Genomic DNA, 13,958 nt, shown 5'->3' on the forward strand with positions numbered 1-13,958 from the left:
GCTGGGCCCCGACGACTCCCCCGCCCGGTGCGCCGCGGCGCGGGGCGTGGACGGGCGTCCGCTGCACGCCGCGGCGTTGAAGTTCTTCTGGGGGCCGATGGACTGCGGCAAGTCCACGATGGCGCTGCAGATGAACCACAACCACGCCCGGCAGGGCCGCCGTGGCCTGGTCACCACCCGCATCGACCGCTCGCTGGGCCCGCGGGTCACCACCCGCATCGGGCTGGCCCACGAGGCCGTCGAGGTCACCGACGACCTCGACCTGCGCACGCTGGTGCGCGACACGTGGGCCGAGGGGGTCCGCGTCGACTACCTCATCTGCGACGAGGCCTCCTTCTACAACCTGGAGCACATCGAGCAGATGGCCGAGCTGGTCGACAGCTACGACGTCGACGTGTACGCGTTCGGGCTGGCCACCGACTTCCGGTCCTGCCTGTTCCCGGCCGCGCAGCGGCTGTTCGAACTCGCCGACGAGGTGGCCCGCATCCAGGTCGAGGTGCTCTGCTGGTGCGGCCGGGAAGGGCTGCTCAACGCGCGGGTGGTCGGCGGGCGGGTCGTCCGCGAGGGCGAACAGGTCGTCATCGGCGACACGGTGGACAGCGCGGAGGTGCGCTACCAGGTGCTGTGCCGGCGGCACTACCGGGCCGGCGAGCTCGGCCCGCGCCGCTGACACGTCAGTACGGGTCACCGCACACCCGCCAGTCGCCGCCCTCCCGCACCACCGACAGCTTCCGCTCCTCGGTCAGCCCGTTGTCGCGGGTCAGCCGCACCGTCACCGTGCCCTGCGGGCGGCCGCCGCGCGTCGCCACCGACACGTCGAGGATCTCGTAGCCGCTGACCACCGGCGGCGTGCGCAGCCAGCTGGTGAACCCGATCGGGCTCCACCGGGTGCGCGCGTCGGCGCAGAGCCGGTCGTACGCGCCGTCGGTGTCGCCCGCCGCGACCGAGCGCAGGAACCCGTCGGCGGTCTCCCGCACCGGGCCGCTGGCCTGCGTGACCACCTGCACGTTCCAGGCGCCCAGCCCGGCCACCCCGACGCAGCACAGCAGCACGGCGACGCCCGCGAACACCAGCCCGGTGCGCATCGGGCGGCGCCGCCGGGCCGGCCGGCTCCACGGCTGCTCAGCGCCCACCCGTCGACCGTAGAGAACCGGTGGGGCCGCCCGCAGGAAAAGCCGGCCCGGCCCGGACGGGCGCCGCGTCGTCCCCCGTCGGCGCGCGCCCCGCGAGCCCGCCGACGGGCCCGCCCCGCCGGGCCGGCTCACGGCTCGATGAGGCCGGCCCGGATGGCGTAGCGGGTCAACTCGAGCCGGTCCCGGAGGCCGAGCTTCTGCAGCAGGTTGGCCCGGTGTCGTTCGACGGTCTTGACGCTGATGAACAGCAGGCGGGCGATCTCCTTCGACGAGTGGCCCTCGGCGACGAGCTTGAGGATCTCCTCCTCGCGTTCGGTGATGGCCCGCGCCGGCAGGCTCTCGCCGCGGGCGGTGCGTTCCAGGTAGGTGCGGATGAGGGCGTTGATCGCGCCGGGATAGAGGAACGGCTCGTCGCGTACGGCGGCGCGACACGCCTCCACCAGGTCACGGTCGGCGACGGACTTGAGCACGTAGCCGTTGGCGCCGACCTTGAGGGCCTCGAAGAAGTACTGCTCGTTGTCGTACATCGTCAGGATGAGGATGCGCAGGTCCGGCTGCTGCCGGGACAGCTCCCGGGCTGCCTGCAGGCCGGTCATCCGGGGCATGGCGATGTCGAGGATGGCCAGGTCGGGGCGCTCGGCCTGGGCCAGGGCGACGGCCTCCGCGCCGTCGCCGGCCTCGGCCACGACCGTCAGGTCCGGTTCGCTGTCGAGGATGAGCCGGACCCCGCGGCGCACCAGGGCGTGGTCGTCGGCGAGCAGGATGCGGGTCGTCACGGCCGGCCGTCCCGGTCCGTCAGCGGCACCCGCAGCCGCACCTCGGTGCCGCCGGCCGGGCCGGAGGTCACGGCGAGCGGAGCGCCTATGAGCAGGGCCCGCTCGCGCATTCCGCGGATGCCGGCGCCCTCGGGCGCGTCGCCGACGCCCCGGCCGTCGTCGCGGATCCGCAGCTGCACGTGGCCCGGCTGAGCGGCCAGGGACACCTCGACGGTGGTGGCCCTGGCGTGCCGGACGGTGTTGGTGAGGGCCTCCTGGGCGACCCGGTAGATCACCAGCTCGGCCTCGCCGTCGAGGGCCGGCAGGTCCGCGCCGAGGTGCTGGCGCACGGCCAGCTCGGTGTGCCCGGTGACCTCCGTGACGAGCGCCTTCAGGGCACTGATCAGGCCGAGTTCCTCCAGCACCCCGGGGCGTAGCCGGCGGGCGATGCGGCGGATCTCGTCGAGGCTGTCGCGGGTGGTCTCCTGCACCTGGGCGAGCTGCGCGCGAACCGGGTCGGGCGCGTGGCGGGCGACCTGTTTCAGTTCGAGCAGGACCGCGGTCAGCGTCTGGCCGACCTCGTCGTGCAGCTCCTGGGCGATACGGCGGCGCTCGGCCTCCTGCGCGGACAGGGCGGCGGCCGCGCTGGTCGCCCGTTCCGCCTCCAGACGGTCGATCATGGCGTTGAAGGCGCGGATCAGCTCCGCGATGCCGGCCTGCCCGGTCGGGACCGGGCGCGGCTCGGGCTGGAGCAGATCGATGGTGGTCATGGCCCGGGTCAGGCGGCGCAGCGGCGCCAGGCCGACCCGCAGCAGCGCGGCGTTGGCGACCAGCATCGCGGCGAGGCCCACGGTCAGGACGACGGCCTCGGTGAGCAGCACCGGGGTGGAGACCGTGACCGGGCCGAGCAGCAGCAACGTGGCGGTGACGAGGACGGCCGCGTTGAGCAGGAAGATCCGCCAGAACAGCGACACGACGACGCCTCCCTTCCCGGCCCCGGTGCCCCGCCGGCCCGCGCCGACATCGGCAATTGTCCACAGGCCGGCGGGCGGCGGGTGGTCACGCTCCGCAGCGGTCCCCCTCTTCATGATCCAGCCTGCCCGGCGGCGCGCGTGGTGTAAATGCGTGCCCGCACCCATTTATCCGCCGCGACCCGCCGGGCCGGGACGACCGTCGGAGGCGACGGCGGCAAATGGGTGTCAGCCCCGATGTCGGCCCGCACCGGGCGGATGACCATGAAGACAGGCCCGGACCGCTCGGGCCCATTCCTGCGCACCCGGCCGCACCGCCTGCCGGTGCGCTGCCCCGTTGTGCCGAATCCCTCCTGGGAGGACCCCGTGAACCGTCACCTGGTGCTGTCAGCACCCGTGCCACCGGAAGCCGCGATCCTTGCCTGTGGGCACCGGCCCACCATCACGGAGAACGGCCCGCCGGGCGGGCGCCCGTGAGCGTCTGGCCCGCCCTGGCCGCGACCGCCATCTTCGTGGTCGCGTTCGTGTTCATCGCCACAGAGAAGATCAACCGGGTCGCGGTGGTGCTGGGCGCCGCCGGCCTGATGGCCCTGCTCGGGCTCGTGCCCGGGTCGCACGTGTTCTACGAGCAGCACGCCGGCATCGACTGGGACGTCATCTTCCTGCTCCTCGGCATGATGATCATCGTCGGGGTGATCAAACAGACCGGGGTGTTCGAGTTCCTGGCGATCTGGGCGGCACAGCGCTCGCGGGGGCGCCCGTTCCGGCTGATGGTGCTGCTCATGGCGATCACCGCCGCCCTGTCGCCGTTCCTGGACAACGTCACCACCGTCATGCTGGTCGCCCCGATCACCATCTCGGTGTGCCGCCGGCTGGGCGTGCCCGCCGCGCCGTACCTGATCGCCGAGGTGCTCGCCTCCAACATCGCCGGCGCCGCGACCCTGATCGGCGACCCGCCCAACATCATCATCGGTAGCCGGGCCGGGCTGAGCTTCAACGACTTCCTGATGCACATGGCGCCGGTCACGCTGCTGATGTTCCTCGCGTTCCTGGTGCTGGCGCGGGTCATGTTCCGCCGCTCGTTCGTGCACCACCCCGAACGGTTCGAGGCCGTACGCGACATGGACGCCCGCGCCGCCATCACCGACCCGCGGATGCTGGTCCGTTGCCTGGTCGTGCTCGGCCTGGTGATGGCCGGGTTCATGCTGCACACGGTGATCCACGTCGACGTGGCCGTCGTCGCGTTGCTCGGCGCCGGACTGATGGTGCTGGTGACCCGGGCGGACACGTCGGCGTACCTCGCCGAGGTCGAGTGGCCGACGCTGGTCTTCTTCACCGGGCTGTTCGTGATGGTCGCCGGCCTCACCGAGACCGGGGTGATCGGGCTGATCGGGGAATGGGCCAGCGACGCCGTCGGCGACAACTTCTTCACGGCGGCCACCGGCCTGATCTTCGGCTCGGCGGTGCTCGGCGCGTTCTTCGACAACATCCCGTACACGGCGACCATGGCGCCGATCGTGGAGAACCTCGTCGCCGGCGCCCCGGATCCCGTCACCGGCGAGGCGCTGTGGTGGTCCTTCGCCCTCGGCGCCGACCTGGGCGGCAACGGCACGGCCGTGGCGGCCAGCGCCAACATCGTCGTGCTGGGCATCGCGGCCCGCGCCGGCGATCCGATCAGCTTCTGGCAGTTCACCCGGTACGGCATCGTCACCACGGTGCTGACCACGGTGATCGCGTGGGGGTACGTGTGGCTGCGCTACTTCGCCGCGTAGCCGGCGTCCGGGGCGGGCGCGACGACGCGTCCGCCCCGGGCGCGAGGGGGTCGACGTGAACCTCGGCGAGCTGTACGTGACGCTGGCCGTCGGCACCGGCGTGGTCCTGGCCAGCGTCGGCGCGGCCCGGCTGGCCACCCGGCTGGGCATGCCGGTCCTGCTGGCGTACCTCGGCGTCGGCCTGCTGCTGGGCCAGGACGTCGCCGGCTTCCCCTTCGACGACGCGGCCCTGGCACAGGCCCTGGGCCTGGCGGCGCTGGCGGTCATCCTGGTGGAGGGCGGCCTGACCACCAGGTTCAGCGACGTACGCGGTGTGCTGGCGCCCGCGTCGGTGCTGGCCACCGTCGGCGTGTTCGTCAGCGTCGCGGTCACCGCGGGGGCGGCGTACCTGCTGCTGGACGTCGACTGGCGGATGGCGCTGCTGCTGGGGGCGATCGTGTCGTCCACCGACGCGGCGGCGGTGTTCTCCGTCCTGCGGTCGGTGCCGCTGCCCCGACGACTGACGAGCCTGGTGGAGGCCGAATCGGGGCTCAACGACGCCCCGACGCTGATCCTGGTGCTCACCTTCAGCGCCGCCACCCTCGACACCGTCGCCCCCCTGCCCCTGATCGGCGCGATGGCCTACCAGCTGGTCGCCGGCGGCGCGATCGGCGTGGTGACCGGGGCGGCCGGCGTGTGGCTGCTGCGGCGGCTGACCCTGCCGACCTCCGGCCTGTACCCCATCGCGACGGTCGCCTGCGGAGTGCTGGCGTTCGCGGTCGCCGGCCTGACCCAGACCAGCGGGTTCCTCGCCGCCTACCTGGCGGGGCTGGTGCTCGGCAACTCCGGCCTGGCACACCGGCGAGCCACCCACTCGGTCGCCGAGGGGCTGGGCTGGATCGCCCAGATCGGCCTGTTCGTGATGCTCGGCCTGCTGGCCACGCCCAGCGAGCTGCCCGCCGCGATCGTCCCCGCGATCGTGGTCGGCACGGCCCTGCTGCTGCTCGCCCGGCCCGCGTCGGTGCTGGTCTCGCTGGCCGCGTTCCGCATCCCGCTGCGCGAACAGGCCTTCCTGTCGTGGGCCGGACTACGCGGTGCCGTGCCGATCGTGCTGGCCACCATCCCGGTCGTCGCGGGGGCTCCGGGCAGCGAGCAGGTCTTCAACATCGTCTTCGTGCTCGTCGTGGTGTTCACGGTCATCCAGGCGCCCACCCTGCCCTGGCTGGCGCGCCGGCTCCGCCTCGCGTCGCGCGACGTCGGGCCCGACCTGCAGATCGAACTGGCGCCGCTGGACGCCATGGACGCCGACCTCATCCACGTCACCGTCGAGGCCGGCTCCCGCCTGCACGGCGTCTACCTGCCCGAGCTGCGGCTGCCGCCGCCCGCCGCGACCACCCTCGTCGTCCGCGGCGACGACACCTTCGTGCCCGACCACCACACCCGGCTACGCGTCGGGGACCAGCTCGTCGTGCTCACCACCCCACCCGTACGCGACGCCACCGAACGGCGCCTGCGGGCCGTCGCGCGCGCCGGGCGGCTGGCCACCTGGTTCGGCGAGACCGGCCAGGCGCACACCGCACCATCCCAGGACAGGAGGCAATGATGCAGATCGAACGTGTCCCGCTGCCCGGTATCGGCGTCGGCTACACCGTGCACACCAGCGAGGGGCAGCTGCTCGGGGTCATCTGCCACCGCGGCGGGCGGCGCGACCTCGTCCTGTACGCGCCCGGCGATCCGGACACCGTCGAGCGGTCGCTGCCGCTCAGCCCCGCGGAGGCGCAGGAGGTGGCCGAGCTGCTGCACCCGGTCGCCACCGTCGACCACGTCACGCACCTGGAGCGGCACCCCGAGGCGATCAGCGTCGCCGAGCTGCCGGTCACGGCCGCGTCGCCCTACGACGGCCGGCCCCTGGCCGACGCCGTCGCGCGTACCGGCGGCGTGACCGTCATCGCCGTGCTCCGCGCGGGCCGGACGATCACCGCGCCCGGGGACGGGCACGTCCTCGCCCACGGCGACGTCCTGGTCGCGGCCGGCACCCAGGAGGGCATCGGGGCGCTGAGCCGCCTGCTCGCCCTCGCGGACCCGTAGACCGCCGCAAGATGCTCGCGTACCTGACAGTGGATGTCAGGTACGCGCGGCAGACTGCCGGGCATGACAGTCACCGCCGACCTCGCCATGGTCAACCTCGACAGCCCCGACCCCGTCGCCCACGCCGCGTTCTGGCAGCGCGTCCTCGGTGGGGAGATCACCCACAGCCAGCCGGAGTACGCGATGGTCACCGCCGGGGGCGTGGCCGTGGGCTTCGGCCTGGTCGAGGGGTACCGGCCGCCGTCCTGGCCGGACGAGGGCGCCGGCAAGCGCTACCACCTCGACCTGTACGTCGACGACCTCGCGCAGGCCGAGAAGGAGTTCGTCGCCGCCGGCGCCACGAAGCCGGACTTCCAGCCCGGCGGCGACCGGTGGGTGGTGCTGACCGACCCGGCCGGGCAGCCGTTCTGCATCTGCCCCCGCCCGCAGGGCTGACCCACTCCAGGCGGCGGCCCACGGCAGGCTCCGGTGGTGCCGCGCGCGAAGGAAACGCCGCGTGGCACCACCGGGCGCGCGGACGTCGGTGTCAGCCGCGGCGGCGGGCCCGGGCCGCCCAGATGGCGTACGCGGGGTCGCGGTCGAGGTTGTGCCGGTCCCGGTCGTAGCGGCGGGTGGTGCGCGGGTCGGCGTGGCCCATCGCGTCCTGCACGTCCTCCAGCGGGACACCCTCGGCCCGGGCGGTGGTGGCGAAGGCGTGCCGCAGCGAGTGCGGCGACAGCTTCGCCCAGGCCGGAATGCCGGCCGCCCGGGCCAGCCGGCGTACCAGCCGGAACACGGCGTGCCGGTCCAGCCGGGCCCCGGTCGCGGTGACCAGCAGCGGGCCGGTCAGCTCGTGCACCGCCACACCCTGGGCGGCAGCCCGCTGGGCCAGGTACGCGTCGACCGCGTACGCGGTGCCGGGGGTCAGGGCGCGGCGGCGGGACTTGCCGCCCTTGCCGACGAACCGGACGCTGCGGTGGCCCCGCTCGGCGCCCAGGTCGGTCAGGTCGAGCGAGACCAGCTCCCCGACGCGCAGCCCGAGGTCGGCCAGCAGCGCGATGGCGGCACGGTTGCGGGCGGCGGTCGGCCCCGTGTCGGCCTCGGCGGCGGCGAGCAGCGCGTCCACCTCCTCCGGGCTGAGCCCCACCGTGGCGGAGTGGTCCCGGTCGATGCGGGGCCGGTCGGCGCCGGCGACCGGGTTGGCGTCCACGGCCCGCAGCTTGACCAGGAAGTCGTACCAGCTCGACAGGGCCGAGAGCCGGCGGGCGACCGTGGCCGGGGTGAGCGGCTTGCCGCTGCGCGCGGCCAGCGTCGCCTCCAGCCCCCGGGCGTACTCGTTGACGTGCAGGAAGTTCGCGTGCAGCGGGTCCAGCTCGCGGGCGGCGCACCAGGCGAGCCACCCGGCGACGTCCCGCCGGTACGCGTCGCGGGTGTGCTCGGACAGCCGCCGGTTGCGCAGCCACGCCTCGGTGAAGTCGGTGGGCCCGACGGGCAGGGCCGGCGGGGGCGACTGGCGGGACCGCGCCGGGGCGTTCGGGGACAGCATGTGAAAAAGGTTCTCAGCTCCGGCTGGCAAACGGGAGGAGGCGCGCCAGACGTGATCGGCGCCGCCGCCGGCTTCTCGGCGACCCGCCGGTCGACCATCCGCCAGCGCCGGCGGAAGCCGACCGCCTCGGCGAACCAGGCGCCGTGGCGTAGCCATCACGAGGGCGGCCCGGCACGGCTCGACCGCCCCTGGCCACCGGTCTGCCGCCGCCCGGGGGCGGTACGGTCGGGCGGTGCGCGCGAGTCGGCTGGTCTCCCTGCTGCTGCTTCTGCAGACCCGGGGCAGGATGACCGCCCCGGAGCTGGCCGAGGCCCTGGAGGTGTCGGTGCGCACCGTCTACCGGGACGTGGAGTCGCTCGGCGCGGCCGGGGTGCCGGTCTACGCCGATCGCGGCCCCGCCGGCGGCTACCGGCTGGTCGACGGCTACCGCACCCGGCTCACCGGGTTGACCGCCGGCGAGGCGGAGGCGCTGTCCCTGGCCGGCATGCCCGGCCCCGCCGCCGAGCTGGGCCTCGGGTCGGTGCTCGCCGCCGCCGAGCTGAAGCTGCGCGCCGCCCTGCCGGCGGAGCTGGCCGACCGGGGCGGCCGGATCCGGCAGCGGTTCCACCTCGACGCCCCCACCTGGTTCCGGGAGCCCGAACCCACGCCGCACCTGGCCGAGCTGGCCCGGGCGGTGTGGGAGGACCGGCGAGTCGAGGTGCGCTACCGACGGTGGAAGGCCCCGCGGGAGGTGACCCGGACGCTGGCCCCGCTGGGCGTGGTGCTCAAGGCCGGCCGCTGGTACCTGGTGGCCGACGCGGGCGGGCAGGTGCGCACCTACCGGGTCGCGGCGATCCTGGCCCTGACCGTCCTCGACGAACGGTTCGACCGGCCGGACGGCTTCGACCTGGCCCGCTGCTGGCAGGAGCACGCCGACCGGTACGAGCGCGGCGTGTACCGGGACGAGGCCCGGGTGCGGATGACGACGGCCGCGCTGGAGCTGGCGGCGCACGTCCTGCCGCCGGCGATGAGCCGGGCGGCGCGGGCGGCCGCCTCCGAGCCGGACCCGGCCGGCTGGGTGCACACGACGGTGCCGATCGAGTCGGTGAAGCACGGCCACGTGGAGCTGCTCAAGCTCGGCGCGCACGTGGAGGTGCTCGCGCCGGCCGAGCTGCGCGACCGGCTCGCCGCCACCGCGCACGCCCTGGCCGCGCTCTATCCGCCCGCGGCGTGCCGCCGGGCATGACCGGGGGACGGGACGGCCGCGCCCCCCGGTCGGATGTTCAGGCGTTGATCTGCTTGCGGCCGTTGCCGTCGGCCGCGGCGGTGATGGTGACTCGGCGGGGCTTGGCCCGCTCCGCCACCGGGATCCGCAGGGTCAGCACCCCGTTGTCGTAGCCGGCCTCGAGCCTGTCGGTGTCGAGGGTGTCGCCGAGGAACAGCCGCCGGGTGAAGGTGCCCATCGGGCGTTCGGCGGCGACGAGCTCGACGCTGTCGCCGGTGGGCCGCTGCCGCTGCGCGCGGACGGTCAGCACGTTGCGCTCCACCGTGCAGTCGATGCTGTCCGGGTCGACGCCGGGCAGGTCGAACGCCGCGTAGAACCAGTCACCGTCGCGGTAGGCGTCCAGCGGCATGACCGCGGGGCGCGCGGCGGTGCCGAAGAACTGCTCGGTGAGCCGGTCGATCTCACGGAACGGGTCGGTGCGCATCAGCATGGTCCTGCCTCCTCGGTTCTCCTGGCCGAAGGTCCTAAGTTGAGTCCTAGTGACTCAACTTGCCACTTCTCTATTTAGCGCGTGGCGCGGCCGTCGTCAACTGGAGGACCTTCTCGAACCAGTGCTCGGCGTAGACGTCGTCGTTGTACGCCGGGATCTCCCGGTAGCCGTGCCGGGCGTACAGGGCTCGGGCCTCGACGAGGTCGCTGCGGGTGTCCAACCGGATCCGGGCGACGCCGGCGGCGCGCGCCCGTTCCTCCACGGCGGCGAGCAGAAGCGCGCCGCCGCCGCGACCGCGGTGCGCGGGACGCACGTACACCCGGGTCAGCTCGGCCCAGTCCGGCAGGAACCGCAGCCCGGCGCAGGCGGCCGGGCGCCCGTCGCGGTGGGCGACGAGGAGGAATCCGGTGGGGGCGGTCAGGTCGTGGCTCGGGTCGTCGGCCATCGCCGCCGCGACCTCGCCCGGGCGGACCGGGCGGCCGTGGTAACGGCGGACCATCTCCTCGTAGTACGCCTCGAGCAGGACCGCCGCGTCGGGGTGGTCGGGACGGGTCGGGGCCACGGTCCAGTCTGTCGTCGTCACCCGTCGATCATCACGGGCCCGGCAAGGGAATATCCGCCGTGGCGGCGCCGCCACGGCGGATAGGGCAGGTCAGGTGCGGCGGGCCGGCAGCAGCGGGATCAGCACCGCGGCCACCGCCAGGTGCATCGCGCCCAGGGCGACCCTGGCCCCGGCGGTGGCCTCGGTGGCGAAGACCGGGGCGAGGGAGAGCAGGGCCAGCGCCACCGCGAGGACCGCCCAGACGACGGCGGCCCGCCGGCCGAGGAAGCGCTCCAGCACGACCAGCCCGACCCAGCCGACCAGGGCGGAGCCGAGGGAGAAGACGACGACGGGGGCGAGCCCGACGGTGAAGGCGGGCTGGCCGGGGTTCTCGACGGTGTAGTCGACCCCCGCGATCGCGCCGACGGTCCAGATCAGCGCGCAGGCCAGGACGGCGGCGCCGACGCCGAGCGCGCGCCGGCGGACGGACGGGGTCGTGGGGGCGGTTTCTGCGGTCGCGGTCACGGCTGCTCCTGGGTGAAGGGACACCAACGGATGCAACCGTATCAGATCGTCTTGACCGGGACTATCTATCGCGGAACTAACATCCGTCGCGCCCACCGGGGCCGCAGGCCCCGGTGCCGCTGAGCCGGCCGCCGACCAGGCTCGCGATCGACCGCAGGAAGACCGCGCGATCGGCCTCGGGTAACGCCGCCAGCACGTCCTCCTGGATCCGGGCGGCGATCCGCTGCGCCTGGTCGAGGACCTTCTCGCCCTCCTCGGTGACCTCGACGAGACGGGCCCGCCGGTCGCTGGGCGACGGGCGCCGCCGCGCCAACCCGGCCGTCTCCAACTGGTCGAGGGTGACGACCATCGTGGTCTTGTCGATCCCGCACAGCTCGCCGAGCCGGCGCTGCGTCAGCCCACCCGCCCGGGCCTTGAGCAGCACACAGTGCGCCCGGGGCGAGATGCCGAGTTCGGCCAGGCCCGCGGCATGCTCCGCCATCAACGCGTGACTGGCCCAGGAGAACATGAACATGAGGTCGGGGGTGCCGCCCGGCGCACACGAGGTCATGCGCCGAGGCTAACAAGGTGGTCCGGGGACAGACGGTTCGCGGCGCGGACGATCAGCCGCCGACACGCCAGTAGACGCCCTGCTCCCGGGCCAGCAACTGCTCGTCGACCAGGTACCGCCGCAGCGTCACGTGGTCGGACCCCCCGCCCTCGCACCACCGCCGCAGCACCTCGTCCACCGCCCGCTCCGGATAGCGCACCCCCGGCTCGAACGACGTCGCGACGTGCGCCAGCAGCACCCGCCGCCGGCCGCGCTGCGCCGGCAACCCGACCAGGACGCCGTCGCGCAGGAACGTGCGCAGCACGCGGTCGGCCGGCTCCCCCGCCGGTCGGGGCTCCGCCGGCGTGCGGGCGGCCTCCCGCAGCCGGTCGGCGTCCACCCGCAGCTCACCGTCGCCGTCAGCCACCAGGCCCGCGTCGACGAGCCGCCGGACCGCCGTGACCACCTGCCGGGCGGGCAGCCCGGTGCGCTCGGCCACCGCCGGGGCGTCGGCGCCGCCCAACGCGATCGCGGCGAAGACCCGCCGTCGTACGTCGTCGGCGAGCGCTCCCGCCAGCGCCTGCGCTGTCATGCCGGTCACCCTGCCAGCCGGCGTACGCCCGCCGCCACGGCATTTCCGCCCAGCGGTCAGTCGGTCGGGGCCTCGGCGCGCAGCACCACCCGGCGCAGCAGGTCGGACAGCAGTCGCCGTTCGTCCGGGGCGAGGGCGGCCAGCAGCCGGTGCTCCTCGGCGCCTCCGACGTCCATGGCCCCCCGCCAGGCGGCCCGGCCCGCCTCGGTCAGCTCCACGTCGACCCGCCGCCGGTCGGTGGTGGACGGGATCCGGTGCACGAAGCCGCGCCGGACCAGCGCGTCAACGCGGGCGGTGACGGAGGCGGGAGCCATCGCCATGTCACGCGCCAGGTCCGACGGCGCGGCCCGGCCCCCTCGGCCGGCCAGGGCGTGCAGGGTGTCGTACTCGTGGCCCTGAAGGTCCAGGTCGACGAGGGTCCGCTCCTTGACCTCGCGCAGGTGCCGGGTGAGGAACTGCATCCGCGTCACCGCGCCTTCGACGTCGGGGTCGAGGGTCGGCAGGATCGGCAGCCAGCGCTCGACGTGACGGTCGACGCGGTCGCGGTCGGTCATGGACCCACCCTATGCCGTCGCCAAAATATTCGTTGTCGAAAGGTTCGTCGTCGAAGTATCTTGGTCCGGTGACTCATCCCCTCCGCGTACGCCCGTTCCGGCTGCTCTTCCTCGGCCGCACCGTCTCCGCCGTCGGCGACGCCGTCGTGCCCGCCGCCCTGGCCCTGGCCGTGCTCCGCGCGACCGGCTCGACCGGTGCCCTCGCCCTCGTGCTGGCCTGCGCGATGGTGCCCCGCCTGCTCCTGCTGCCCCTCGGCGGCGTGCTCGCCGACCGGCTCGACGCCCGCCGCGTCGCGATCCTCGCCGACCTCGTACGCTGCGTCGCGCAACTCGTCGTCGGCCTCGAACTCCTCGGCCACGCCTCGCTCGGCGTGATCGCGGTGGCCGCCGCCGTCGGCGGCGCCGCCGGCGCGTTCGCCCTGCCCACCGCCTCGCCCCTGGTCGCCGGCACCGTCGACGCGACGCAACGGCAACAGGCCAACGCGCTGATGGGCGTCACCGCCAACGCCAGCCGCCTCGCCGGGCCCGCCCTCGCGGGCGCGCTGATCTGGGCCGCCGGCCCCGGCTGGGCGTTCGTCCTCGACGCCGCCACGTTCGCGCTCAGCGCGCTGCTGCTCGCGGTCGTCCGGGTCCGCCACGTCCCGATGCCGAAACGAAGCGTCCTCGCCGACCTGACCCACGGCTGGCGGGAGGTCCGCAGCCGCGACTGGTTCTGGACCAGCCTGCTCGGCCACGGCGTCTGGAACGGCGCCGCCGCCGTCCTGACGACCCTCGGCCCGGCGGTCACCGTGGGACGCCTCGGCGGCGAGGGCGTCTGGGTGCTGATGCTCCAGGCCGGCGCGGTGGGCATGCTCGTCGGCTCGCTGCTCGCCGCCCGGATCCGTCCCCGCCGCCCGGTGCTGGTGGCCAACCTCGGCCTCGCCAGCTACGCCGCGCCGCTGGCCCTGCTCGCCGTCGCCGCCCCCGCCCCGCTGGTCGTCGTCGCCTACGGCGTCGCGCTGGCCGCCCTCGGCTACCTCAACCCCGTGTGGGAGACCGTCGTGCAGGGGCAGTTCCCACCCCACGTCCTCGCCCGCGTCACCTCGTACGACTGGCTGGTCTCCCTCGGCGCGATGCCGCTGGGTTACGCCCTCGCGCCGATCGCGGCGCGGGCCTGGGGCGAGGGCCTGCCGCTGCTCACGGCGGGCGCGCTGGTCCTCGTCGCCTGCGCCGGCACCGCCGTCGTGCCCGGCGTACGACGACTCACCACCGCGCCACGCGACGGCGCCCTCGCGGCCGCCGTGCGGTGAACGGGTGACCC

At 74.5% G+C, this 13,958-nt stretch carries 17 protein-coding genes; 7 read left to right on the top strand and 10 right to left on the bottom strand.

Annotated features, from left to right (window positions below):
* Window position 1 precedes the first annotated feature (1 nt).
* Window positions 2-670 (top strand): thymidine kinase, encoded by a 669-nt coding sequence (locus AB0L34_RS08010; protein ID WP_363702996.1) that lies wholly within the window; start codon window positions 2-4, stop codon window positions 668-670.
* Between the two features lie 4 nt (window positions 671-674).
* Here AB0L34_RS08010 and AB0L34_RS08015 read toward each other — a convergent pair whose 3' ends face one another.
* From AB0L34_RS08015 to AB0L34_RS08025, 3 genes are all read right to left on the bottom strand, one after another.
* Window positions 675-1,133 carry a hypothetical protein gene (locus AB0L34_RS08015; protein WP_350705564.1) on the bottom strand — a complete coding sequence of 153 codons (459 nt, stop codon included), beginning with the start codon at window positions 1,131-1,133 and terminating at the stop codon, window positions 675-677.
* A 128-nt stretch (window positions 1,134-1,261) separates the two neighbouring features.
* Window positions 1,262-1,909, bottom strand: coding sequence for a response regulator transcription factor (locus tag AB0L34_RS08020; protein WP_350705562.1), 648 nt, complete (start codon window positions 1,907-1,909; stop codon window positions 1,262-1,264).
* Window positions 1,906-2,862 carry a HAMP domain-containing sensor histidine kinase gene (locus tag AB0L34_RS08025; RefSeq protein ID WP_363702916.1) on the bottom strand — a complete coding sequence of 319 codons (957 nt, stop codon included), beginning with the start codon at window positions 2,860-2,862 and terminating at the stop codon, window positions 1,906-1,908. Before AB0L34_RS08025 ends, AB0L34_RS08020 begins: the two co-directional genes overlap by 4 nt.
* 470 nt (window positions 2,863-3,332) lie before the next feature.
* On the opposite strand from AB0L34_RS08025, the gene AB0L34_RS08030 reads away from it, so the two are divergent.
* The 4 genes from AB0L34_RS08030 (at window position 3,333) to AB0L34_RS08045 (ending at window position 7,133) form a co-directional block, all read left to right on the top strand.
* A complete protein-coding gene (locus tag AB0L34_RS08030) occupies window positions 3,333-4,631 on the top strand; it encodes an ArsB/NhaD family transporter (RefSeq protein ID WP_363702918.1) in 1,299 nt (432 codons plus the stop codon).
* Between the two features lie 55 nt (window positions 4,632-4,686).
* Window positions 4,687-6,213 (top strand): potassium/proton antiporter, encoded by a 1,527-nt coding sequence (locus tag AB0L34_RS08035; RefSeq protein WP_363702920.1) that lies wholly within the window; start codon window positions 4,687-4,689, stop codon window positions 6,211-6,213.
* Complete coding sequence (locus tag AB0L34_RS08040) at window positions 6,213-6,698, top strand: TrkA C-terminal domain-containing protein (protein WP_363702922.1); 486 nt, start codon at window positions 6,213-6,215, stop codon at window positions 6,696-6,698. The genes AB0L34_RS08035 and AB0L34_RS08040 overlap by 1 nt, the downstream gene beginning before the upstream one ends.
* A gap of 63 nt (window positions 6,699-6,761) precedes the next feature.
* Window positions 6,762-7,133, top strand: coding sequence for a VOC family protein (locus tag AB0L34_RS08045; protein ID WP_350705553.1), 372 nt, complete (start codon window positions 6,762-6,764; stop codon window positions 7,131-7,133).
* 91 nt (window positions 7,134-7,224) lie between these two features.
* On the opposite strand, the gene AB0L34_RS08050 is transcribed toward AB0L34_RS08045, so the two are convergent.
* Window positions 7,225-8,223 carry a tyrosine-type recombinase/integrase gene (locus tag AB0L34_RS08050; protein WP_363702924.1) on the bottom strand — a complete coding sequence of 333 codons (999 nt, stop codon included), beginning with the start codon at window positions 8,221-8,223 and terminating at the stop codon, window positions 7,225-7,227.
* Between the two features lie 232 nt (window positions 8,224-8,455).
* Between AB0L34_RS08050 and AB0L34_RS08055 the strand changes: the two genes are divergently transcribed.
* Complete coding sequence (locus AB0L34_RS08055) at window positions 8,456-9,448, top strand: WYL domain-containing protein (protein ID WP_363702926.1); 993 nt, start codon at window positions 8,456-8,458, stop codon at window positions 9,446-9,448.
* Between the two features lie 37 nt (window positions 9,449-9,485).
* Here the strand turns inward: AB0L34_RS08055 and AB0L34_RS08060 are convergent, their stop codons facing one another.
* The 6 genes from AB0L34_RS08060 to AB0L34_RS08085 all read right to left on the bottom strand — a co-directional run bounded on the left by AB0L34_RS08060 (window position 9,486) and on the right by AB0L34_RS08085 (window position 12,658).
* The gene (locus AB0L34_RS08060) at window positions 9,486-9,917 is read right to left on the bottom strand and encodes an Hsp20/alpha crystallin family protein (protein WP_363702928.1); all 432 of its coding nucleotides are present in this window, start codon (window positions 9,915-9,917) and stop codon (window positions 9,486-9,488) included.
* A gap of 70 nt (window positions 9,918-9,987) precedes the next feature.
* Window positions 9,988-10,500 (bottom strand): GNAT family N-acetyltransferase, encoded by a 513-nt coding sequence (locus AB0L34_RS08065; protein ID WP_363702930.1) that lies wholly within the window; start codon window positions 10,498-10,500, stop codon window positions 9,988-9,990.
* Between the two features lie 69 nt (window positions 10,501-10,569).
* Window positions 10,570-10,983 (bottom strand): DUF6069 family protein, encoded by a 414-nt coding sequence (locus tag AB0L34_RS08070; protein WP_363702932.1) that lies wholly within the window; start codon window positions 10,981-10,983, stop codon window positions 10,570-10,572.
* A gap of 76 nt (window positions 10,984-11,059) precedes the next feature.
* Entirely contained in the window at window positions 11,060-11,533 is a 474-nt protein-coding gene (locus AB0L34_RS08075; RefSeq protein WP_363702934.1) for a MarR family winged helix-turn-helix transcriptional regulator, read from the bottom strand.
* Between the two features lie 52 nt (window positions 11,534-11,585).
* Window positions 11,586-12,104, bottom strand: coding sequence for a DUF2087 domain-containing protein (locus tag AB0L34_RS08080; RefSeq protein WP_363702936.1), 519 nt, complete (start codon window positions 12,102-12,104; stop codon window positions 11,586-11,588).
* A gap of 56 nt (window positions 12,105-12,160) precedes the next feature.
* Entirely contained in the window at window positions 12,161-12,658 is a 498-nt protein-coding gene (locus AB0L34_RS08085) for a MarR family transcriptional regulator (protein WP_363702938.1), read from the bottom strand.
* Between the two features lie 68 nt (window positions 12,659-12,726).
* On the opposite strand from AB0L34_RS08085, the gene AB0L34_RS08090 reads away from it, so the two are divergent.
* Window positions 12,727-13,947 (top strand): MFS transporter, encoded by a 1,221-nt coding sequence (locus AB0L34_RS08090; RefSeq protein ID WP_363702940.1) that lies wholly within the window; start codon window positions 12,727-12,729, stop codon window positions 13,945-13,947.
* Window positions 13,948-13,958: the final 11 nt, after the last annotated feature.

It is taken from the genome of Micromonospora sp. NPDC052213, from assembly GCF_040679695.1.
Classification (GTDB): domain Bacteria; phylum Actinomycetota; class Actinomycetes; order Mycobacteriales; family Micromonosporaceae; genus Micromonospora.

Coding starts and splice junctions, on each gene's coding strand:
- AB0L34_RS08040 (WP_363702922.1), top strand. CDS start 6,213: ATGCAGATCGAACGTGTCCCGCTGCCCGGTATCGGCGTCGGCTACACC.
- AB0L34_RS08045 (WP_350705553.1), top strand. CDS start 6,762: ATGACAGTCACCGCCGACCTCGCCATGGTCAACCTCGACAGCCCCGAC.
- AB0L34_RS08050 (WP_363702924.1), bottom strand. CDS start 8,223: ATGCTGTCCCCGAACGCCCCGGCGCGGTCCCGCCAGTCGCCCCCGCCG.
- AB0L34_RS08060 (WP_363702928.1), bottom strand. CDS start 9,917: ATGCTGATGCGCACCGACCCGTTCCGTGAGATCGACCGGCTCACCGAG.
- AB0L34_RS08075 (WP_363702934.1), bottom strand. CDS start 11,533: ATGACCTCGTGTGCGCCGGGCGGCACCCCCGACCTCATGTTCATGTTC.
- AB0L34_RS08080 (WP_363702936.1), bottom strand. CDS start 12,104: ATGACAGCGCAGGCGCTGGCGGGAGCGCTCGCCGACGACGTACGACGG.
- AB0L34_RS08085 (WP_363702938.1), bottom strand. CDS start 12,658: ATGACCGACCGCGACCGCGTCGACCGTCACGTCGAGCGCTGGCTGCCG.